At 70.9% G+C, this 19,846-nt stretch carries 19 protein-coding genes, 2 tRNA genes and 2 pseudogenes; 10 read left to right on the top strand and 13 right to left on the bottom strand.

Annotation, left to right across the window (positions count from 1 at the left end):
* Positions 1-81: 81 nt before the first annotated feature.
* The 6 genes from H293_RS0121025 to H293_RS0121000 all read right to left on the bottom strand — a co-directional run bounded on the left by H293_RS0121025 (position 82) and on the right by H293_RS0121000 (position 5,497).
* The gene (locus H293_RS0121025) at positions 82-1,341 is read right to left on the bottom strand and encodes an HD-GYP domain-containing protein (RefSeq protein WP_028808054.1); all 1,260 of its coding nucleotides are present in this window, start codon (positions 1,339-1,341) and stop codon (positions 82-84) included.
* Positions 1,342-1,346: 5 nt separating this feature from the next.
* Complete coding sequence (locus H293_RS0121020) at positions 1,347-2,663, bottom strand: HD-GYP domain-containing protein (RefSeq protein ID WP_020119819.1); 1,317 nt, start codon at positions 2,661-2,663, stop codon at positions 1,347-1,349.
* 131 nt (positions 2,664-2,794) lie between these two features.
* The gene (gene rsrA, locus H293_RS0121015) at positions 2,795-3,106 is read right to left on the bottom strand and encodes a mycothiol system anti-sigma-R factor (protein ID WP_020119818.1); all 312 of its coding nucleotides are present in this window, start codon (positions 3,104-3,106) and stop codon (positions 2,795-2,797) included.
* Positions 3,103-3,786, bottom strand: coding sequence for an RNA polymerase sigma factor SigR (sigR, locus tag H293_RS0121010; RefSeq protein WP_007384596.1), 684 nt, complete (start codon positions 3,784-3,786; stop codon positions 3,103-3,105). The genes rsrA and sigR overlap by 4 nt, the downstream gene beginning before the upstream one ends.
* A gap of 256 nt (positions 3,787-4,042) precedes the next feature.
* Positions 4,043-4,672 (bottom strand): alpha/beta hydrolase family protein, encoded by a 630-nt coding sequence (locus H293_RS0121005; RefSeq protein WP_020119817.1) that lies wholly within the window; start codon positions 4,670-4,672, stop codon positions 4,043-4,045.
* Positions 4,673-4,681: 9 nt separating this feature from the next.
* Positions 4,682-5,497, bottom strand: coding sequence for an SOS response-associated peptidase (locus H293_RS0121000; protein ID WP_020119816.1), 816 nt, complete (start codon positions 5,495-5,497; stop codon positions 4,682-4,684).
* Between the two features lie 104 nt (positions 5,498-5,601).
* On the opposite strand from H293_RS0121000, the gene H293_RS0120995 reads away from it, so the two are divergent.
* From H293_RS0120995 to H293_RS0120980, 4 genes are all read left to right on the top strand, one after another.
* Entirely contained in the window at positions 5,602-6,324 is a 723-nt protein-coding gene (locus H293_RS0120995; protein WP_020119815.1) for a M50 family metallopeptidase, read from the top strand.
* A gap of 83 nt (positions 6,325-6,407) precedes the next feature.
* Positions 6,408-7,733, top strand: a complete 1,326-nt coding sequence (aroA, locus tag H293_RS0120990; protein WP_020119814.1) for a 3-phosphoshikimate 1-carboxyvinyltransferase — start codon at positions 6,408-6,410, stop codon at positions 7,731-7,733.
* Positions 7,734-7,745: 12 nt separating this feature from the next.
* On the top strand, positions 7,746-8,756 hold the full coding sequence (gene rsgA / locus H293_RS0120985) for a ribosome small subunit-dependent GTPase A (RefSeq protein WP_020119813.1): 1,011 nt from the start codon (positions 7,746-7,748) through the stop codon (positions 8,754-8,756).
* An 88-nt stretch (positions 8,757-8,844) separates the two neighbouring features.
* Positions 8,845-9,168, top strand: a complete 324-nt coding sequence (locus H293_RS0120980; protein WP_007384590.1) for a DMT family transporter — start codon at positions 8,845-8,847, stop codon at positions 9,166-9,168.
* 45 nt (positions 9,169-9,213) lie between these two features.
* Here H293_RS0120980 and H293_RS0120975 read toward each other — a convergent pair whose 3' ends face one another.
* Positions 9,214-9,822: a TetR/AcrR family transcriptional regulator gene (locus H293_RS0120975; protein WP_033415528.1), complete on the bottom strand. Its 609-nt coding sequence runs from the start codon at positions 9,820-9,822 to the stop codon at positions 9,214-9,216.
* A gap of 223 nt (positions 9,823-10,045) precedes the next feature.
* Here H293_RS0120975 and hisN point away from each other — a divergent pair, with 223 nt between their 5' ends.
* The 5 genes and pseudogenes from hisN to H293_RS61995 form a co-directional block, all read left to right on the top strand.
* Complete coding sequence (gene hisN / locus H293_RS0120970; RefSeq protein ID WP_020119811.1) at positions 10,046-10,846, top strand: histidinol-phosphatase; 801 nt, start codon at positions 10,046-10,048, stop codon at positions 10,844-10,846.
* A gap of 151 nt (positions 10,847-10,997) precedes the next feature.
* The gene (locus tag H293_RS0120965) at positions 10,998-11,408 is read left to right on the top strand and encodes a CBS domain-containing protein (protein ID WP_020119810.1); all 411 of its coding nucleotides are present in this window, start codon (positions 10,998-11,000) and stop codon (positions 11,406-11,408) included.
* Between the two features lie 75 nt (positions 11,409-11,483).
* A complete protein-coding gene (locus H293_RS0120960; RefSeq protein WP_007384586.1) occupies positions 11,484-11,900 on the top strand; it encodes a Fur family transcriptional regulator in 417 nt (138 codons plus the stop codon).
* Between the two features lie 73 nt (positions 11,901-11,973).
* Positions 11,974-12,307: pseudogene (locus H293_RS54990) on the top strand (ATP-binding cassette domain-containing protein); the annotation flags it as partial.
* Positions 12,308-12,311: 4 nt separating this feature from the next.
* Positions 12,312-12,464: pseudogene (locus tag H293_RS61995) on the top strand (ABC transporter substrate-binding protein); the annotation flags it as partial.
* A gap of 48 nt (positions 12,465-12,512) precedes the next feature.
* Here H293_RS61995 and H293_RS0120955 read toward each other — a convergent pair.
* From H293_RS0120955 to H293_RS0120940, 4 genes are all read right to left on the bottom strand, one after another.
* Positions 12,513-12,586, bottom strand: a tRNA-Met gene (locus tag H293_RS0120955).
* Between the two features lie 77 nt (positions 12,587-12,663).
* Positions 12,664-14,472, bottom strand: a complete 1,809-nt coding sequence (locus H293_RS0120950; protein WP_028808051.1) for a tetratricopeptide repeat protein — start codon at positions 14,470-14,472, stop codon at positions 12,664-12,666.
* Positions 14,473-14,678: 206 nt separating this feature from the next.
* Positions 14,679-14,752: transfer RNA gene (locus H293_RS0120945), tRNA-Met, on the bottom strand.
* Between the two features lie 54 nt (positions 14,753-14,806).
* Positions 14,807-17,734: a UPF0182 family membrane protein gene (locus tag H293_RS0120940; protein ID WP_078612635.1), complete on the bottom strand. Its 2,928-nt coding sequence runs from the start codon at positions 17,732-17,734 to the stop codon at positions 14,807-14,809.
* A 164-nt stretch (positions 17,735-17,898) separates the two neighbouring features.
* Between H293_RS0120940 and H293_RS0120935 the strand changes: the two genes are divergently transcribed.
* The gene (locus H293_RS0120935) at positions 17,899-18,441 is read left to right on the top strand and encodes a PPA1309 family protein (protein WP_020119807.1); all 543 of its coding nucleotides are present in this window, start codon (positions 17,899-17,901) and stop codon (positions 18,439-18,441) included.
* 60 nt (positions 18,442-18,501) lie between these two features.
* Here H293_RS0120935 and H293_RS0120930 read toward each other — a convergent pair whose 3' ends face one another.
* On the bottom strand, positions 18,502-19,599 hold the full coding sequence (locus H293_RS0120930; RefSeq protein ID WP_020119806.1) for a YlbL family protein: 1,098 nt from the start codon (positions 19,597-19,599) through the stop codon (positions 18,502-18,504).
* A 61-nt stretch (positions 19,600-19,660) separates the two neighbouring features.
* On the bottom strand, positions 19,661-19,825 hold the full coding sequence (locus H293_RS59225; RefSeq protein ID WP_020119805.1) for a hypothetical protein: 165 nt from the start codon (positions 19,823-19,825) through the stop codon (positions 19,661-19,663).
* Positions 19,826-19,846: the final 21 nt, after the last annotated feature.

The raw sequence follows: 19,846 nt of genomic DNA, 5'->3' as shown, positions 1-19,846 counted from the left end.
GAGTGGGCTGGCTGTGCCCCCGGACACCCTCTCTCTCGCATCCAACCACGTGTGCTCGGAAGGGCGCTCATTACCCATGGGTTACCCCGTCACGGGCGAGGTCAGACAGTCTCTCGACAGTACCCGGGCCAGCGCCTCCACGACCTCCGGAGCGTAGTCCCCCGCGGTGCCCAGGCGCAGCTCCTCGAGCGCGGTCAGTGGCCCGCCCGGCCCGGTGTCCCGCGCCTTCTCCTCGTAGGCGTTGACGGCCCGTACGATCCGCGCGGCGAGCGGCTGCTCCCGGCAGGGGTCGGCCTGCCGCTCCACGACCACGGCGACGGCCGCGTCCACGCCCGTCTGCCGTACGACGGCCCCGCCGAGCAGCGCGATGCGGCGCTGTTCGGCGAGGGGCAGGGCGGCGGTGGCTCCGGCGGGGACCGGGTCGACGAGGCTCAGCTGGCCGATGTCGTGCATGAGGGCGGCGTACTCCAGGACGGTGAGCTCGGGCCGGGACATCCCCAGGTCGCGCCCGACCTCCCGGCTGAGCGCGGCGACCCTGCGGGCGTGCCCGGCGGGCGTGTACCCGGCGATCTCGGTGGCGCGGGCGAGGGAGGCGATGGTCTGCCGGTAGGTGCAGCGGACGGCGGCGTACCGGCGGACGGAGAGCTGGGTGAGCAGCAGCGGCACCGAGAAGACGGGCAGCGCCCACAGGCCCACGACGGCCACCGCGAGCGCCATCACGGCCCCGGTGGCGACGACGGCGGACCCGATGCCGGGCAGGGCCCGCAGCTCGTCCCGGAGCAGGGGGCCGAACGGCCAGCGGGTGCGGGAGTGCGCGAGGGCGGCCGCGAGCACGGCGTCGCACAGCGCGGTCAGCGAGAGCAGGGCGAGCAGGAGCAGGGCGTAGGCGGGTCCGTCCCACTGGGTGAACGTGCCCTGGTTGTAGAGGGGTTGGAAGCACACGGCGGCGAACCCGACGGTCAGGACGCGGCGGGCGAGCTGGTCGGCGGTGGGGCCCTGGCCGCGTCCGACGTGCGGCACGCTGCCGACGAGGGAGGCCGCGAGGACCACGGTGACGACCTGGGCGGCGCCGTGATGCGTGGGCGCACCGGCGTCCTCGCCGAGCAGGGCGTAAGACAGCGCCCCGGCGGCGCCGAGCGGGGCGGCCTCCCTGACGTGCGGGCCGCTGCGCCGGTTGAGTTCACCGACGGTGATCAGCACACCGAAGGCGAGGGCGGTGCCGCGCTCCTCGAGACCGGTCCACAGGACGAGGGCGAGGGAGCCGAGGGCCAGCAGGACGGCGGAGGTGTGGACGAGGGTGAGGAGCGGTGACCTCCGGTGGGGCGTCCTCCGCGCGCTCAGCGAGCTCACCTGCGTACCCCCGGCCACCCTGCCGCCGTCGGGCGCGGACGCGGCACTCCGAGCTCGTCGCCCTCGTCGGCCGTGACCGCGGGGTGCCAGCCGTGCCGGGACAGGGCGCGGACGAGGGCCGTCACCATCCGCGGGTCGAACTGGCTGCCCGCGCACCGCTCCAGTTCCTCCAGCGCGGCCCCGACGGGCCGGGCGCGCCGGTAGGAACGGGTGGACGTCATGGCGTCGAAGGCGTCGGCCACGGCCACCACCCGTGCCGGCTCCGGGATCTGCCCGCCCATCAGTCCGTACGGGTACCCGCTTCCGTCCAGCCTCTCGTGGTGGTGCAGTACGGCGGCCCTGGCCTCCCCGAGGAAGGAGATGCCCCGGACCATCTCGTGCCCGTACTCGGGATGCAGCTCGATGACCCGGCGCTCCTCGGGCGTCAGCGGGCCGTCCTTCCTGAGCAGCCGCGTCGGCACCCCGAGCTTCCCCACGTCGTGCAGGATCCCGGCGAACCGCAGCACCTCGATCCGGGCGTCGTCCATGCCGAGCTCCCGCGCGATCATCATGGACGCCTGTCCGACCCGCTCGCTGTGCCCGCGCGTGTACTCGTCCTTGATGTCGACGGCCTGCACCAGCGCCCGGATGGTGGCCTGGTGGGCGGCCCGCTCCCGGTGGTACTGCGCGAACACCCACCCCGACACACCCATCGGCAGCAGCACGAGCAACGCGGCGACGGGACCGTAGGGACTGCGCCACAGCACGGCCATCATGAGTCCGGCCAGCCCGTGCACGGCCACGGGAGCGAGGGAGCGGAGAAACAGGCCGTGCCAGGCCCGCCGTACCGGAATCCTCTCGGCGAGGGCCAGGATCCCCCCGTCCAGCAGGCTCAGCACCAGGCAGAAGACGAGCACCGCGACCCCGGCCGGGGCCAGCGCGTACGGGAAGTCGGAGGATTCGACCGCGGCCCGGCCGCCCATCGCCCCGTGCACCCGTGCGGCCGCCCACACGCTCACCGCGAGCTGTGCGGCCCGCCAGAGCCGGCGCAGGCCCTGCGGGCGTCGCTCGACCGGGGACAGCAGCGCCCCCGGCAGCGCCACGAGGGCGGCGGCCGGGGGCGGCAGCAGAAAGGTCCCGGCGAGCAGGACGGGATAGAAGGTGCCGGCGAACCGCCACCGGGCGGCGGCCTGCTCGCATCCGGCGGACAGCGCGGCGAGCAGGGCGAGCGCCCACCAAGGGGTACGGACGGCCGACAGCGGCAGCAGACAGAGGAATGCGGCTGCGGCGACGCAGGCGACGTACGCACGCGCGCGGGCCGGTACCGCCTCCATGTCGCCCCTCCAGCCCAGTTCGCACAGTTGCGAGGAGCGTAGGACGGTGGGGGGAGGCGGCGCGGGGTGATCACCTGCCGATTAGCACGTTCGAGTGAACGGCGATCGCTGCTCAGGACTCCTGCGGATACTCAGGATTCCTGCGGAGTCACCGGCGAGGCCGTCACGTCGTGCTCGGGCACGGTCTGCCCCGTGCGGATCAGATCGAGCCGCCCCAGGACCTTCGAGCGCAGGTCGCTGGGCACGTCGTCATGGCCGCAGCACCGCTTGACCAGCTTCTTCACGGCCTCTTCGAGGCCGTACTTCTCCAGACACGGCGAGCACTCGCTGAAGTGCTGCTTGAACTTGGCGCGATCGACGTCCGGCATCTCGCTGTCGAGGAACTCGTAGAGATGATCGAGTACCTCACTGCAGTCCGTCTCGTGCGGCTCTCCGCAGCTCATGAGCCCGAGCCTTTCGCTTCGTTCGACTCCCCGGCACCGGCCGGCACGAGCCCGCGCTCACGCGCGTAGTCCTCCAACATGCCGCGCAGTTGACGGCGACCGCGGTGCAGGCGGGACATCACCGTACCGATGGGTGTCCCCATGATGTCCGCGATCTCCTTGTACGCAAAGCCCTCTACGTCAGCGAGGTAGACGGCGATGCGGAATTCCTCGGGGATCGCCTGCAGCGCTTCCTTCACGTCCGAGTCGGGCAGGTGGTCGAGCGCCTGCGACTCGGCGGAGCGCAGACCGGTCGACATGTGCGACTCGGCACGCGCGAGCTGCCAGTCCTCGATCTCCTCGGCCGCGGAGCGCTGGGGTTCGCGCTGCTTCTTGCGGTACGAGTTGATGAACGTGTTGGTGAGGATCCGGTACAGCCATGCCTTGAGGTTGGTCCCCTCGCGGAACTGGTGGAAGGACGCGTACGCCTTGGCGTACGTCTCCTGCACCAGGTCCTCGGCGTCGGCCGGGTTGCGCGTCATGCGCAGAGCGGCCGAGTACATCTGGTCGAGGAATTCGAGCGCGTCCCGCTCGAAGCGCGCGGTGCGCTCCGCAGTCGACTCCGTGCTCGCGCCCTGGCCCTCGGGCTGCTCCGCCTGGCCGTTGTCGGTCCCTGCGTCGATCCCAGTGACCGGACCCACCTCCTCAAGATTCCGGGCAGCAACGAAACCGGTGCCACCGGAATTGGAGGATAGACGACTACCCGTCCCGGCCGCCCCCCGAATAGGGGTGGTCTTGGCCGCATGCAGCACCGTCCAGTCCAGGTCAGCACGGCTGCTGCGGCTCGGGCAGAAGGTGGAACCCATGCGGCGGTCTTCCTCTCCTACGGCGGTCCGCGCTGTTCTCAGCGCTTCTGACCGTCTCAACAGAGGTTCACGGCTCAGCATTCCCGGGCTTTTACCCCAGTGACCCGACCCACTTCAAGACCGCCTGCGTGATGACTGTCACGGCCTCGTCCTGGGTGATCTCCGCGCGCTTCGGCACGGCGAAGCCATGGTCGCCGTAGGGCACCTCGACCAGCTCGAACGATCCGTCCGGGAATTCGCCGGGCTTTCCGAACGGGTCGTTGCCGCCCTGTACGACCAGGGTGGGCACCCCGGATCCGAGCAGCTCGTCGGCGCGCGACTTCTCCGGCTTGCCCGGCGGGTGCAGCGGGAAGCTCAGGGCGAGCACCGCGGCGGCGCCCAGCTCCACGGCCGTACGGCAGGCGACCCGGGCCCCGGCGCTGCGGCCGCCGGAGATCACCGGGAGGCCGGGCTTCACGAGTGCGGGCCACAGACCCCGCCATCCCGCGTCCAGGGTCTTCGGCGCGGGCGCGAGCTTCTTGCCGGCCACCCGCCACGGCTGCTCGACCAGCGCCACGCTCACCCCGTGGCCGGGGAGCACCCGGGCGAGCGCCTGGAGGTCCCGCGCCTCGATGCCACCGCCCGCGCCATGGCTGACGGCCAGCACGAGCCGCGCCTTCCTCGCCGGATGCCAGGTGATGCGGGCGTCCCCGGCCTCGGTGCTGATGATCTCGGTCTTCACACCAGAAGGCTAGAAGAGCGTGCCCTCCTCGGGCCCCTCCAGCTCCTTCAGCAGCTCCGGCCCGTTGTTGCGCACGTTGCTGACGGCGGTGGAGACCGGGTAGGCGCGCATGAGCCCTTCGGGCGGCGGCGCGAGCAGGGAGCGCAGGTCGTCGAGGTCGGTGCGGGACGGGTCGAGCCAGGTGTCCCAGCGGTCCGGGGTCAGCATCAGCGGCATCCGCGGGTGGATGTCGGCGAGGGAGCGTGGGCCGTCGGCCGGGGACACGGCCAGCGGGCCGGTCTCCGCCTCCGTGGTGATCACGGAGCAGGTCACCCACCAGGCCAGCGGATGGTCGTCGGGCAGGGTCTTGTCCCGCCAGAACTCGTACAGCCCGGCCATCGCGAAGACCGAGCCGTCGGCGGGCAGCACGAAGTACGGCTGCTTGCGCGGCCGCTTCTTCTTGCCCTCGACCTCCAGCTCCCGCTCGCCGGTCCCGGTGACCCACTCGTAGTAGCCGTCGGCCGGGATGACGCAGCGGCGGGTGGCGAAGGCCCTCTTGTACGACGGCTTCTCGTGCACGGTCTCCGCGCGCGCGTTGATCATCCGGGCCGCGCCCTCGGGGGTCTTGGACCAGCTCGGGACCAGGCCCCACTTCAGCTTCCGCAGCTGCCGAACCGGCCGCGGGTCCTCGGCGTCCTTGAGAGGACGGTCGAGGACGGCATAGACCTCCTTGGTCGGGGCCACGTTGTAGTCGGGCTCCAGGATCTCCTCGGGTTCCCACTTCTCGATCTCAAAGATTCCTGCGAGATCCTCGGGCCCACGACTGGCTGCATACCGTCCGCACATACGTGCCACACTGCCAGGCCCACCCGCCACCCGACCACCACCCCCCAACGACGGCGCTCCGCGCCGCCCCTGTTGATCTCGACGAGAGGGAGCCACCGGGAAACATGGACAGCACCGCATCGACCGCGCTGCCCGACCTCTGGGACCGGCTCATCGGACTGCAACCCGACCCCGACCTGTGGGTGGTGCTGGGCACCATGGTGGCGGCACTCGCCATAGTGGTCCCCCATACGCTGTGGCGGCTCTCGCGCAACGCCATCACCATCGCCCACGAGGGCGGCCACGGTCTGGTCGCCCTGCTGACCGGACGTCAGCTCACCGGCATACGGCTGCACTCCGACACCAGCGGCCTCACCGTCAGCCGGGGCAAGCCGCACGGCATCGGCATGATCCTCACCGCCGCGGCCGGCTACACGGCTCCCCCGCTGCTCGGTCTCGGGGGCGCCGCCCTGCTCGCCGCCGGCCGCATCACCCTGCTGCTGTGGGCGGCGACGGCCCTGCTGGTGGCGATGCTGGTGATGATCCGCAACGCGTACGGGGCGCTGACGGTGCTGGTCACCGGCGGCACGTTCGTGGTGGTGTCCTGGCTCGCCGGGCCCCAGGTGCAGGCGGCGTTCGCGTACGCGGTGGTGTGGTTCCTGCTGCTGGGCGGAGTGCGTCCCGCTTTCGAGCTACAGGCGAAGAGGGCGCGGGGCGGGGCGGGCGACTCGGACGCGGACCAATTGTCCCGCCTGACGCACGTGCCCGCGGGACTGTGGCTGTTCCTGTTCCACGCGGTGAGTGTGTGCTCACTGATAGGCGGCGGCAGGTGGTTGCTGCAGGTGTGACGCGGCCCCGAGCGCCCGTCACAGGGGTGCGGCCGGCCAGACGGCGCCGCACCGGAAACACGACCCCCTACTAAAGTGGCCCCATGGCTTCGAACCCCTCAGACACCGCCCTCTGGCCCGCCCCCCACGCGAGCGCAGCCGTCGACGCGACGGTCCACGTACCGGGGTCGAAGTCAGTCACGAACCGGGCTCTCGTCCTGGCCGCCCTCGCCAGCGAGCCGGGCTGGCTGCGCCGCCCCCTCCGCTCCCGCGACACCCTCCTCATGGCGGCGGCCCTTCGCGAGATGGGCGTGGGCATCGAAGAGGGAGTGGGCCCCGACGGCACCGGTGAGACCTGGCGGGTCCTGCCGGCCGGCCTCCGCGGCCCCGCCACGGTGGACGTCGGCAACGCGGGCACCGTCATGCGCTTCCTCCCGCCCGTCGCCGCGCTGGCCGACGGCCCGATCCGCTTCGACGGCGACCCGAGGTCGTACGAGCGCCCCCTGACCGGTGTGATCGACGCCCTGCGCGCCCTCGGAGCGCGGATCGACGACGACGGCCGCGGCGCGCTGCCGCTCACCGTGCACGGCGGCGGCGCCCTGGACGGCGGACCGGTCGAGATCGACGCGTCCTCGTCGTCCCAGTTCGTCTCGGCGCTCCTGCTGTCCGGCCCGCGCTTCAACCAGGGTGTCGAGGTCCGGCACGTGGGCTCGGCACTGCCCTCGATGCCGCACATCCGGATGACCGTGGACATGCTGCGCGCGGTGGGCGCCCAGGTGGACACCCCGGAGTCGGGCGGCGAGCCGAACGTCTGGCGGGTCACGCCGGGCGCCCTGCTGGGCCGGGACCTCACCGTCGAGCCCGACCTGTCCAACGCCCAGCCGTTCCTGGCGGCCGCCCTGGTGACCGGCGGCAAGGTCGTGATCCCGGACTGGCCGGCCCGCACCACCCAGCCCGGTGACCGGCTGCGCGAGATCTTCACCGAGATGGGCGGTTCCTGCGAACTCACCGAGTACGGCCTGGTGTTCACCGGTTCGGGTGCGGTCCACGGCATCGACGCCGACCTCGGCGAGGTCGGCGAACTGACCCCCGGCATCGCGGCCGTGGCGGCCCTCGCGGACTCCCCCTCCACCCTGCGCGGGGTGTCCCATCTGCGTCTGCACGAGACGGACCGGCTGGCCGCGCTCACCAAGGAGATCAACGAACTCGGCGGTGACGTCACCGAGACGGCCGACGGCCTGCACATCCGCCCGCGCCGGCTGCACGGCGGGATCTTCCACACCTACGAGGACCACCGCATGGCCACGGCCGGCGCGATCATCGGCCTCGCGGTCGAGGGGGTACAGATCGAGAACGTCGCCACGACGGCCAAGACCCTGCCGGACTTCCCGGACCTGTGGAGCGGGATGCTCGGGAGCGAAAAGGCGTAGGGGACACACGCCATGCGCCGCTACGGCAAGCACACCGACGAGGACGATATCCGCAGCCGCCCCAACCGCAAGGGCAACCGGCCGCGCACCCATATCCGGCCCAAGCACGAGGACGCGTCCTGGGGCATGGTCCTCACCGTCGACCGGGGCCGGCTGACCGTCCTGGTCGAGGACCGGATCGTCATGGCCATGAAGGCCCGCGAACTGGGCCGCAAGGCGGCGGTCGTCGGCGACCGGGTGGCCCTCGTCGGCGACCTGTCCGGCCAGAAGGACACCCTCGCGCGGATCGTCCGCATCGAGGAGCGCACCTCGGTCCTGCGCCGCACGGCCGACGACGACGATCCCTACGAGCGGGTGGTCGTCGCCAACGCGGACCAGCTCGCCATCGTCACGGCCCTCGCCGATCCGGAACCCCGCCCCCGTCTCATCGACCGCTGCCTGGTGGCGGCCTTCGACGGCGGGCTCACCCCGCTCCTGGTCATGACCAAGTCGGACCTGGCCCCGCCGGACAAACTCCTGGAGCTCTACGGCGACCTGGACATCCCCTACGTCGTCACCAGTCGCGAGGAGCTGGAGAGCGGCGCCGCGGTGGACCGGGTGCGCGAGCAGCTCGACGGCAAGATCACGGCGTTCGTCGGGCACTCGGGCGTCGGCAAGACGACCCTGGTCAACGCGCTGGTCCCGGAGGACCGCAGGCGCCTGACCGGCCATGTCAACGCGGTGACGGGCCGCGGCCGGCACACCACGACATCGGCGTTGGCGCTGCCTCTGGCGGGCGACGACGGCTGGGTGATCGACACCCCGGGCCTGCGGTCGTTCGGTCTGCACCACGTCGATCCGTCCCGGGTGATCCACGCGTTCCCCGACCTGGAACCCGGGACCGAGAACTGTCCGCGGGCGTGCAGCCATGACGAGCCGGACTGCGCGCTGGACGCGTGGGTGGCCGAGGGCCACGCCGATCCGGCCCGGCTGTACTCCCTGCGACGGCTGCTGTCGACGCGGGAGCGGACGGAGGGCGACTGACCTCCGCGTTGTTTGGCTGTACGCGAGTTCGGTAAGTGCATACTCGCACCGAGCCGGGCATGCGGCCGGACATACGGGAGGACAGCACATGGCGTGGCTGCTGGTGGTGGTGGCCGGGTTGCTGGAGACCGGTTTCGCCGTGTGCCTGAAGCTCTCCCACGGTTTCACCCGGCTGTGGCCGACCGTGGCCTTCTGCATCTTCGCCCTCGGCAGCTTCGGCCTGCTGACCCTGTCCCTGAAGAAGCTGGACGTCGGCCCCGCGTACGCGGTGTGGACCGGCATCGGCGCGGCGGGCACCGCGATCTACGGGATGATCTTCCTCGACGACCTGGTGTCGACGCTGAAGATCGTCTCGATCAGCCTGGTGATCATCGGGGTGATCGGGCTCCAGCTCTCGGGCTCACAGCACTAGGCACCGGTCAGACCCGGAGTCAACCGGTCACTCCGGAACCACCGGTCACACCGGCTGCCGGTGCAGCGCGCCCCGCACCAGGTCCGCGACCCCGCCCTCACCCGGTGGGGCCGCCACGCAGGACAGGGCGAGCCGGACGGCGAGTTCGCAGGAGCGGGCGAGGTCGGGGACGTCCGCCTTGTGGACGCCGGGTCCGGCGAGGACGGAGACGGCACGGTCGCGCACCAGTGCCACGAAGTCGCCCGGTGACGGCAGCGCTCCGTCGGCCCGGCGCTGCGCCGGCACGGCCGAGGAGGACGGCACCGCCGAGAGCGTGGGCGAGGGCAGCCGCTCGCTCCAGCAGCCGGTGAGCATGGCCCGGACCAGCGCGTTCTCCCGGGCGGAGGCGGTGGTCCACTCGGCGGTCGCGGTCAGCCGCTCCCGGGCGTCGCCGTGCGAGGTGAGCGCCCGGTCGACGCCGACGAGATACCCGTCGGCCTCCCGTCTCACCAGCGCGCGGGCCAGCCCTTCCTTGCTCCCGAACTCGTTGTACAGCGTCTGCCGGGACACTCCGGCCGTCACCGCGACATCCACCATCCGCACAGCGGACCACGGCCGACGCGCCAACGCCGCGTAAGCGGCATCCAGCAGCGATTCCCGCGCAGCAGGCATCATCGCCTCCCAGGGAGCAAGCAGCCCTGCGCCCAGATTTGACGCGCGGGGAAGCACTGTCAAGGGGTCACGCGGGCACGAAGAGGCGCGCGCGGCGGCGCCCGCCCCAGGCGGGCCGGCGCGAAACCCGGCCCCACCGGCACGCACCCGCCCCACGGACCCACCCCACGGTCCGCACCCCCGCCCCGCTGGCCCCGTACCGACAGCGGCAGATACCGTTCGCAGCATGCCGGACTACCTCGACGACCTCCGCCTCGCCCACGTCCTCGCGGACGCGGCCGACGCGACCACCATGGACCGCTTCAAGGCACTGGACCTCAAGGTCGAGACAAAGCCGGACATGACCCCCGTCAGCGAGGCGGACAAGGCGGCGGAGGAACTCATCCGCAACCACCTCAAGCGCGCCCGCCCCCGCGACGCCATCCTCGGCGAGGAATACGGCGTCGAGGGCACGGGCCCGCGCCGCTGGGTCATCGACCCCATCGACGGCACCAAGAACTACGTCCGAGGGGTTCCCGTCTGGGCCACCCTGATCTCCCTGATGGAGGCGGCGGAGGGCGGCTACCGGCCCGTCGTCGGCGTGGTCTCCGCCCCCGCCCTCGGCCGCCGCTGGTGGGCCGCGAAGGGCCACGGCGCCTTCAGCGGCCGCAGCCTCACCTCCGCGTCCCGCCTCCACGTCTCCCAGGTCGGCAAGCTCTCGGACGCCTCCTTCGCCTACTCCTCCCTCACCGGCTGGGAGGACCAGGGCCGCCTGGGCGGCTTCCTGGACCTGACCCGCGAGGTGTGGCGCACGCGCGCGTACGGCGACTTCTGGCCGTACATGATGGTCGCCGAGGGCTCGATCGACCTCTGCGCGGAACCGGAGCTCTCCCTCTGGGACATGGCCGCGAACGCGATCGTCGTCACGGAGGCCGGCGGCACCTTCACCGGGCTCGACGGCCGCCCGGGCCCGCACAGCGGCAACGCCGCCGCCTCCAACGGCCTGCTCCACGACGAGTTCCTGGGCTATCTCAACGAGCGCTACTAGGGGTTCACAGATGAGCGCGCACGCCCTCAATCGGCTGTGCGCGCCCCCTTGTTGACCCTCGCTTTACCTGCGACTCTAAGGGGACCCTCATTTGTGAACTTGTGAACCAATGAACGAACTCATTGGTTCCCCAGGAGGTGACTGCGAACCCATGCTCGTCCGCGACGCCATGAGCACGGTGGTCCTCACCATCGGCCCCGCCCACACGCTCCGCCAGGCCGCCGCCCTGATGTCCGCCCGTCGGGTGGGCGCGGCCGTGGTCCTCGATCCCGACGGCACCGGCACCGGCATTCTGACCGAGCGCGACATCCTGAACTCCGTAGGACTGGGCCAGAACCCGGACACGGAGTGCGTCCACGCCCATACCACCACCGACGTCGTCTTCGCCACCCCGACCTGGACCCTGGAGGAGGCCGCGCAGGCGATGACCCATGGCGGCTTCCGGCATCTCATCGTGCTGGACCACGGCGAGCCCACGGGCATCGTCTCGGTCCGCGACATCATCCGCTGCTGGGCACCGGCGCCGCAGCGCGTGCCGGCCACCACCGGTTCACCGCATTAGACTCAATCCAATTCGAGTAGCCCTCCAAACTCACACCCATTCGGATTCTGGTCTCCAGCTGTTAGGCTGGTGCGCATGAGCGACCTTCTGGAACGACTGCGCGGCCGCGGCTGGCGGATGACCGCACAGCGGCGCGTCGTGGCCGAGGTCCTCGACGGCGAACACGTCCACCTGACGGCCGACGAGGTCCACGCACGCGCCGTGGCCAAGCTGCCCGAGATCTCCCGGGCGACCGTCTACAACACGCTGGGCGAGCTGGTCTCCCTCGGCGAGGTGCTCGAAGTCGCCACCGACAAGCGCGCCAAGAGGTACGACCCGAACGCCCACCGGCCGCACCACCACCTGGTCTGCGCCCAGTGCGGCGCCATCCGGGACGTGCACCCCACGGGCGACCCGCTGACCGAGCTCCCCGACTCGGAGCGATTCGGCTTCACCGTCTCGGGCGTCGAGGTGACGTATCGGGGCGTGTGCCCGAACTGCGCGGCGGCGTAACAGCCTTCACCGAAGCCCCGGCATCCTCGCGGACGCCGGGGCTTCGCGCTGCCCACAGCCCTTCGCGCGGTCCCTGGACTTCCTGAACCTGACGGGCCGTCAGATCTTCGTGCAGCCACCCCTCTCCGCAGATGCCCTCGGCCCCCTCGACCTCAGCGTCGCCCCGGGCGAGTTCGTCCGCCTGGTCGGCCCCTCGGGGTGGGGCAAGTCGACGCTGCCGCGCATCGAGGCGGGCCTGCTCCGCCCGAGCGCGTGCGCCCTGGAGATCCGTACGTCCACCCCCCGCCCGGCGGCCGTGATCTTCCAGGACTACGGCATCTACGACTGGAAGTCCGTCCGCACCGGCCCGCATGAGCCTCGCGGACTTCGCCGACGCCTACCCGGCGACCCTCTCGGGAGGCATGCGCCCTGCCCCCAGCCGCCCTGGACTGGGAGATCCGCGCGGGCACCACGGACCGCTCGCAGGCGGCGTACAGGGCGCAGGGCGCGGCGGAGGGCGATGCCCTGGAGTCGAAGACGGTGGACAGGGCGCTGTACGAGGAGGCGGTGGGCCACCGCCCCTGAAAACACCGAAGGCCGGAACCCTTTCGGATTCCGGCCTTCGGCCTTCAGTAGCGGGGACAGGATTTGAACCTGCGACCTCTGGGTTATGAGCCCAGCGAGCTACCGAGCTGCTCCACCCCGCGCCGTTGAATGCAACGTTACGTGAAGGGGAAGGCCAGAGGCAAATCGCTTGTTCGAGGGCGGCCCCGAACAGCGCCCACTACGCCGACAGCTCCTCGCGCAACGCGTCCCTCAGTCGAGCCGCCCGCTCGGAGACCTCCGCAGGTCCGAGGGCCACCGCCCGGTCGGCCCAGCGCTGTCCCTCGGCCAGCTCTCCCCGACGCGCGTAGACCAGGGCCAACCGCAACGCCGCCCGTCCGTGCCCCGCGTCGGCAGCGCGGGCCCACCACACGGCGGCCTCCGGCTCGCTCCCCTCCCGGGCGAGCAGCAGCCCCAGGTTGAACGCCCCGTTTCGGGACCCCGCCTCCGCGGCCTCCCGGTACCACCGGGCCGCCTCCACGACGTCACCCCGGGCGGCGGCGAGCATGCCCACCCGCACCTGCGCGCGGCGGTGCCCCTGGGAGGCCGCCCGCTCGTACCACTCCTCGCACTCGCTCTTCTCCTCGTGCACCGGCTCCCCGAGCGAGTGCTCGGGCGCCGGCGGGCGCCGGGCGTCCAGCACGGTCGCCAGCCGGTACGCGGCCTCCGCGCTGCCTCCTCCCGCGGCACACCGCAGGTGCCGCTCGGCGCCGGCCTCGTCCCCCTCCCGCAGTCGGGCGATGGCCACCTGGAGCGCGGCCTCGGTGTGCCCGGCGGCGGCGGCCCGCTCGTACCACCGCAGGGCGACGGCCTCCTCCCCGCGTCCGGCGAACAGGATGCCGAGGTTGAACGCGGCGTCCACACTCCCGGCCTCCGCGGCCTTGGAGAACCAGGGCTCGGCCCCGGACGTGTCCCCGCCCTGGAGCAGCAGGATGGCGAGCGCGTTGGCCGCCTCGCGGTGTCCCGCGTACGCGGCCCGCCGGTACCACTGCTCGGCCTGCGCGGTCCGCCCCTGCTCGGCGCAGAGCAGCCCGAGGTTGTACGCGCCGTTGTCGTCGCCTGCGTCCATCGCCGCCCGGTACCACCGCTCGGCGGTCTGCGGCTCGCCGCGCTCGGCGTGCAGGGCGCCCAGCGCGTTGGCCGCGTTGCCGTCGCCGTCCTGGGCGGCGCGCAGCCACCACACGGCGGCGCTCTCGGTGTCACCCGCGTCCCGCAGCAGGAACCCGAGGGCGCAGGCGGCCCGCGCCTCGCCGTCCTTGGCGGACGTCAGGTACCAGCGGCCGGCCTCCTTGAGCGCGCCGCGCCGCTCCAGGATCGCCCCGAGATGCAGCGCCGCACGCCGGTGTCCGCGCGCGGCGGCCTGCCGGTACCACAGCTCGGCCTCGGCCCCGGCCCCGTGGTCGTCCCCGACGTCCCCCTCAGGGCCCAGCCGGCGGTCGAGCGCGCGGGCCAGTCGATAGGCGGCCTCGCGGTGCCCCCGCTCGGCGGCGATCCGCATCCACTGCTCGGCGCCCGCGTCCTGGCGGTGCTCCAGCAGGTCGGCGAGCGCGTAGGCGCCCAGGGCGTGCCCCTGCTCGGCGGACTGGCGCAGCCAGTACTCGGCGGCGGGCTCGTCGCCCCGCTCACGATGGTGGCGCCCCAGCGCGTGCGCGGCCGCGGCGGACCCGGCGACGGCGGCGATCCGCCACCAGCCGGCGGCGTCGTCGGCGTATCCGCGCTGGTGCAGCAGCACGCCGAGGTTGTTGGCGGCGGCCCGGTCGCCGGCGGCGGTGGCGGCACGCAGATGGGGCTCGGCTCCGTCGAGGTCGCCGCGGCGCAGCAGGAGGGCGCCGAGGACGCTCATCGCCTCGACGTCGCCGGCTTCGGCGGCCAGGCGCTGCCGGACCTCCTCGGCGGCGTCGTCAGCCGCCTCCCCGGCCCCGTCCCGCCCGGAAGGTTGCACAAAACGCCCTGTCTCGAACAGAGTTGCCTTGTCCCCCATAACGTCCATCGTCGCACCACCTGCAACCTGGGTACACCTGGTATACCGCAGCCAGTGAGGTCACTTCAGCGTTTTGTCGACATGCCCACAGAACGACAAGTGAAACACAGTTCCCGCCAACTGCCCCCGGCGGCAGGGCCGTCGGTTTCTCGGCACATGCGTTCGCACATCACGAAGGCCCGGATCCTTTTCAGGATCCGGGCCTTCGATTGCAGTAGCGGGGACAGGATTTGAACCTGCGACCTCTGGGTTATGAGCCCAGCGAGCTACCGAGCTGCTCCACCCCGCGCCGTTGTGTTGCAACCGTATCACGGCGCGGGGTGGGCCTTTGACCAGCGGCCGATCAGCCGCTGGGGCTGCTCCGGGGGCTCGGACTGGCGCTGGGCTTCGCGCTGCTGCCGCTGCCCTTGTCCGCCGTGGCCTGCGCGTCCTCGGCGCGCTTGAGCGCGTCCTTCAGATCCTCCTGGGCCCGGCCGTACGCCTCCCAGTCGCCCTTCTTCAGGGCTTCCTGGCCGGCGTCGAAGGCCTTCTGGGCGTCGTCCAGCGCCTGTTGGACCGTCGGATTGGTGGAGGTCGGCGGCGGCTTGGTCGTGTCACCGCCGTCGCCCGGTGGCTTAGTGGTCGAACCGTCCGCTCCGAACACCTTGTTCAGCGCTTCGTCGAGGGTGTCCTCGAAGGCGGTGTTGCCTCCGTAGGTCACCAACACCTTGCGCAGCAGCGGGTACTTGAGTCCACCACCGCGTACGTAGACCGGCTCCACATAGAGCAGTCCTCCGTCGAGCGGCACCGTCAGGAGATTGCCGTACTCCACATTGGAGTCGCCTCTGTTGAGGAGGCTGATGGTCTCGGCGATGTCCTGTTCGGAGTTGAACTGGCTCTGCACCTGTTTGGGCCCGTTGACCGTGGTGTTGGTCGGCAGTTTCAGGATTCTGATCTTGCCGTAGTCGCTGGTGCCCGCCTCGGCGTCGACCGACATGAACGCACTGAGGTTGTCCCGGCCGTTGGGCGTGAACGTCGTCGTGAGCGAGAACGCCTGCGCCTTCTGGTCGGGCATCTTCATGCTCAGGTAGTACGGCGGCACGGCGTCGCCCGACTTGTTGGTCGGGTCGTCCGGCACCTGCCACACCTCGCTGCCGCTGAGGAAGGTGTCCGCGTCCTCGACGTGGTAGCGGGCCAGCAGCTCACGCTGGACCTTGAACAGGTCCTGCGGGTACCGCAGATGGGCCATCAGGTCGGTGGAGATGTCCTTCCTCGGCTCCACCGTGCCCGGGAACGCCTTCATCCAGGTCTTGAGGACCGGGTCCTTGGTGTCCCACTGGTAGAGCTTGACCTCGCCGGTGTACGCGTCGACCGTCGCCTTCACCGAGTTGCGGATGTAGTTGACCTGGTTCTGCTGGGCCACGACCGCGCGCTGGTTGTTCGTCGCGGTCAGCGAGTCGGCCGTGGTGTCGCCGAGGGTCGTGCGCGAGGAGTACGGGTAGCCGTTCGTCGTCGTGTACGCGTCGACGATCCACTGGATCTTGCCGTTCACCACCGCCGGATAGGCGTCGCCGTCGATGGTCAGCCAGGGGGCGACCGCTTCGACGCGCTGCTTGGGCGTGCGGTTGTACAGGATCCTCGAGCCCTCGCCGATCGCTCCGGAGTAGAGGATCTGCGGCTCGCTGAACGCCACCGCGTACGCGGCCCGGTTGACCGGGTTGGAGAGGTTGACCCCGCTCTTGGCCTTGTAGCTGTAGGTCTTCTCGCCGGAGTCGTCGGAGTAGTCGATCTCCTTCTGGGGACCGCCGACGATCGAGTACTCGGTGGTCTTCTCGCCGTAGTAGACGCGCTGCTGGTACGTCCCGAGGTCGCCCTGGGAGGGCAGGTTGGACTCGGTGAAGACCGGGCGGCCCTCGGCGTCGGCCTCGGTGCCCTTCGCGGCGACCACGCCGTAACCGTGGGTGTAGCGGAAGTGGTCGTTGATCCAGTTGTTCTTCGGGATGCCGGCGAGGTTCAGCTCACGCAGCCCGATGACCGTGTCCTGATCCTTGCCGTTCTTGCTGTACCGGTCGACGTCCAGGTTGGTCGGGAACGCGTAGTAGTTCCGCATCTGCTGGAGCTGCTGGAAGGTCGGCGAGACGACGTTGGGGTCCACGACCCGGATGCTGGCCGTGGCGTCGACGTCGTCGCGCAGCTTGGTCTTGTCCGTCGTGGTGGACTTGCCGTCGTACTCCTTCACCGAGGCGTCGTCGATGTCGTACGCCTCACGCGTCGCCTTGAGGTTCTTCTCGACGTACGGCGCTTCCTTCGCCTGCTCGTTCGGCTGGACCTGGAACTTCTGGACGATCGCGGGGTAGAGCCCGCCGATCAGGATCGCCGAGAGCACCATCAGGCCGAAGCCGATCACGGGCAGCTGCCAGGTGCGCCGCCACAGGGTGGCGAAGAACAGCAGCGCGCAGATCACCGCGATGCAGAACAGGATCGTCTTGGCCGGCAGGTAGGCGTTCGCGTCGACGTACCTGAGGCCCGTCCAGCTGTCGGTCGCCTTGAAGTCGCTGGACTTGACCGCGAGGCCGTACCGGTCGAGCCAGTACGCGACCGCCTTCAGGGCGACGAAGATGCCGAGCAGTACGGACAAGTGCCCGGTCGCCGCGGCCGTGGCCCGCGCGCCGGGAGAGGTGATGCGCAGACCGCCGTAGAGGTAGTGCGTCAGCGCGGCAGCGATCACCGAGAGGATCGCGGCGGCGAAGCCGAAGCCGAGCAGGAACCGGTACCAGGGCAGGTCGAAGGTGTAGAAGGAGATGTCGAGGTGGAACTGCGGGTCCTTCTGGCCGAAGGAGACGCCGTTGACCCACATCAGCCAGGTCCGCCACTGGCTGGAGGCGGAGGCACCGGCGATGAGGCCCACCAGGGAGACGATCCCGAGCAGCAGCCACTTCTTGTACGGCGCGATGCCCATCCGGTAGCGGTCGAGGTTCTGCTGCTCCATCGACATGGCGCTCAGCGGCGGGCGCAGCCGGTGGGCCAGCCAGATGTTGAAGCCGACCGCGAGGGCCATCAGCAGGCCGAAGACGAAGAACAGCCCCATCTTGGTCCACAGGGTGGTGGTGAACACGGACGAGTAGTTCACCGAGCGGTACCAGAGCCAGTCCGTCCAGAAGCCCGCGAACATGGTGAACGCCATGCCGAGGACGGCAAGGACGCCCAGCGTCATGAGCAGGGTCCTGGCACGCCGGGACGGGCGGCCCACTCTCATCCGCGGCCCTGTCGGGCCTCCGCCGCGGTCCGGCATCTGGAAAGCCAAGGTGCGCACCTCGAAGTTCGCTGTCGATCCGTCAGGCCCTCGTGTTCGCGGGCCCTGGGTGGCCCCCCGTGATCGTGGGCCCACACCTATGCAACTTACTCACCGTTTACTCGGTTCCCGATTCAGGTGACGAACGAGGCAGGATTGTGACTATGTCCAACACCCCCATGGCGGCGAGCCCGCTCACCCGGGCCGTACTCGAGATCGACGAGTACGCCTCCGGCCTCGGCTGGGACCAGCCCGCCCGCCTCTTCGCCCTCGTAGACACCGCCCGGCTGCGCGCCCAGGAACCCGCTCTCGCGAGCCAGCTCGGTCTGGAGGACGCGCAGGCACCCTCGGGCTTCACCCCCATCGAGCAGGAGGAGATTCCCAAGGGCAAGCCGCTCGACGAGTTCCTCGGCACCATCGCCTGGCCCGACGCGGTCGTCGGCTGCGCGCTCACCGTGGAGCGGCTGATGCTGCCGCCGTCCGCCGAGGCGTCCGTCCCGCAGGGGCTGAGCGAGGGCAAGCTGGCGAAGTGGGTCGCCGAGCACCCGGACCGTCAGGAGGTCCGCATGACGGTCGCGGTCCTGCGCGACGGCACCCGCGACTCGGCCCTGCGGCTGCGCGAGAAGGACTCCCCGACCGAGGTCCTCACGGGCCGCGACCTGGTGCCCGGCCTGGCGGAGGCCCTTTCGGCGACTTTCGCGGACTGAACGACGACGGGGCGCCCTCGGTGCGAGGGGCGCCCCCGTCGTCGTACGCGCGCGTGCCGGTCAGCTCTTGGCCGTGCACTTCGGCAGGTCGGAGGTGCGGCCCTCGCGGATGTCCTTGAGTGCGCCGAGGGCGTCGTCGATGGTCTTCACCTTGACCAGGGTGAGCCCGCCCGGGGTGTCCTTGGCGGCGGCCGCGCAGTTGTCGGCGGGCGTCAGGAAGTACTGGGCGCCCTTGTCGCGCGCGCCGACCGTCTTCATCTCGATGCCGCCGATCGGGCCGACCTTGCCGTCGTCGTCGATCGTGCCGGTCCCGGCGACGAACTTGCCGCCGGTCAGGCTGCCCGGGGTGAGCTTGTCGTAGATGCCGAGCGCGAACATCAGACCGGCGCTCGGGCCGCCGACGTCGGCGAGCTTGATGTCGACGGTGAACGGGAAGGTGTGGTCGGTCCCGGCGGCGATCCCGACGATGGCGCGCTTCTCTCCCTCGTCGTCGGACGCCCTGGTCGTGATCGTGACCTTCTCGGTCTTCGTCGCGGGCCGGTTCGCCTTCTCGGCGGCGGCCTGTTCCTTCGCGGGCACCACGGTGAAGACGACGTCCTCACCCGGCTTGTGCTTCGTCACCAGCTTCGCGACATCGCCCGGCGCCTTCACGGCCGTACCGTCGACGGCCTTGATGACATCGCCCGCGTGCAGCCTGCCCTCGGCCGGGGAGTCCTTGACGACGGTCGAGACGATCACCCAGGACTGCACCGGGACGTCCAGTTCCTTCAGGGCGGCGACCTTGGCGCTCTCCTGGGACTGGCTGAACTCCTCGGCGTTCTCCTGGGTCGACTGCTCCTCGGTCTTGCCGTCAGGGTAGAGGGTGTCGTGCGGCACGACCTTGTTGTCGTGCGCGAGCCAGCCGTAGACGGCCTCGACGAGGTTCATCTTGTAGTCGGCGCTGGTGACCCGGACGGTGGTCATGTTCAGGTGGCCGCTCGTCGGATACGTCTTGCGCCCGGAGATCTGCAGCACCGGCTCGCCGCCGTGGTCGCCGAGGGTGTTCACCGTGGGGCCCGGTGACATCTCGGCGTAAGGCACTTTGATGAAGACTCCCGCGCAGAGGAGCGCGATCAGCATCAGGGTGGAGGCGAGCATCGTCGCGGTGCGGCGTGGCATGGCACGACAGTACGGGACGCTCCTGTCGGACCCTCGTCAGGGCGCCGCCATGACGAGGACGTCAGGTGCCGGAGTGCGACTTCTCCATCGCGGCGCGGAACCGGGCGTACCCGTCGAGCTCGGGGCCGTCGCTGCGGGCCTTCTGGGTCCGGTTGGCCCAGCTGCCCCACAGCCCGGCGACGACCGCGGCCAACAACGGAATCAACAACCAGACGAGTGCCCCCATGCCGACCTCCCGACCCCATAC

This window comes from Streptomyces canus 299MFChir4.1 (assembly GCF_000383615.1).
In the GTDB taxonomy this organism is placed as follows: Bacteria; Actinomycetota; Actinomycetes; order Streptomycetales; family Streptomycetaceae; genus Streptomyces; species Streptomyces canus_C.
This window is presented reverse-complemented; position numbering and strand designations above follow the sequence as displayed.

Coding starts and splice junctions, on each gene's coding strand:
- H293_RS0121020 (WP_020119819.1), bottom strand. CDS start 2,663: ATGGAGGCGGTACCGGCCCGCGCGCGTGCGTACGTCGCCTGCGTCGCC.
- rsrA (WP_020119818.1), bottom strand. CDS start 3,106: ATGAGCTGCGGAGAGCCGCACGAGACGGACTGCAGTGAGGTACTCGAT.
- H293_RS0121000 (WP_020119816.1), bottom strand. CDS start 5,497: ATGTGCGGACGGTATGCAGCCAGTCGTGGGCCCGAGGATCTCGCAGGA.
- H293_RS0120995 (WP_020119815.1), top strand. CDS start 5,602: ATGGACAGCACCGCATCGACCGCGCTGCCCGACCTCTGGGACCGGCTC.
- aroA (WP_020119814.1), top strand. CDS start 6,408: ATGGCTTCGAACCCCTCAGACACCGCCCTCTGGCCCGCCCCCCACGCG.
- rsgA (WP_020119813.1), top strand. CDS start 7,746: ATGCGCCGCTACGGCAAGCACACCGACGAGGACGATATCCGCAGCCGC.
- H293_RS0120980 (WP_007384590.1), top strand. CDS start 8,845: ATGGCGTGGCTGCTGGTGGTGGTGGCCGGGTTGCTGGAGACCGGTTTC.
- H293_RS0120975 (WP_033415528.1), bottom strand. CDS start 9,822: ATGATGCCTGCTGCGCGGGAATCGCTGCTGGATGCCGCTTACGCGGCG.
- hisN (WP_020119811.1), top strand. CDS start 10,046: ATGCCGGACTACCTCGACGACCTCCGCCTCGCCCACGTCCTCGCGGAC.
- H293_RS0120965 (WP_020119810.1), top strand. CDS start 10,998: ATGCTCGTCCGCGACGCCATGAGCACGGTGGTCCTCACCATCGGCCCC.
- H293_RS0120960 (WP_007384586.1), top strand. CDS start 11,484: ATGAGCGACCTTCTGGAACGACTGCGCGGCCGCGGCTGGCGGATGACC.
- H293_RS0120950 (WP_028808051.1), bottom strand. CDS start 14,472: ATGGACGTTATGGGGGACAAGGCAACTCTGTTCGAGACAGGGCGTTTT.
- H293_RS0120940 (WP_078612635.1), bottom strand. CDS start 17,734: ATGCCGGACCGCGGCGGAGGCCCGACAGGGCCGCGGATGAGAGTGGGC.
- H293_RS0120935 (WP_020119807.1), top strand. CDS start 17,899: ATGTCCAACACCCCCATGGCGGCGAGCCCGCTCACCCGGGCCGTACTC.
- H293_RS0120930 (WP_020119806.1), bottom strand. CDS start 19,599: ATGCCACGCCGCACCGCGACGATGCTCGCCTCCACCCTGATGCTGATC.
- H293_RS59225 (WP_020119805.1), bottom strand. CDS start 19,825: ATGGGGGCACTCGTCTGGTTGTTGATTCCGTTGTTGGCCGCGGTCGTC.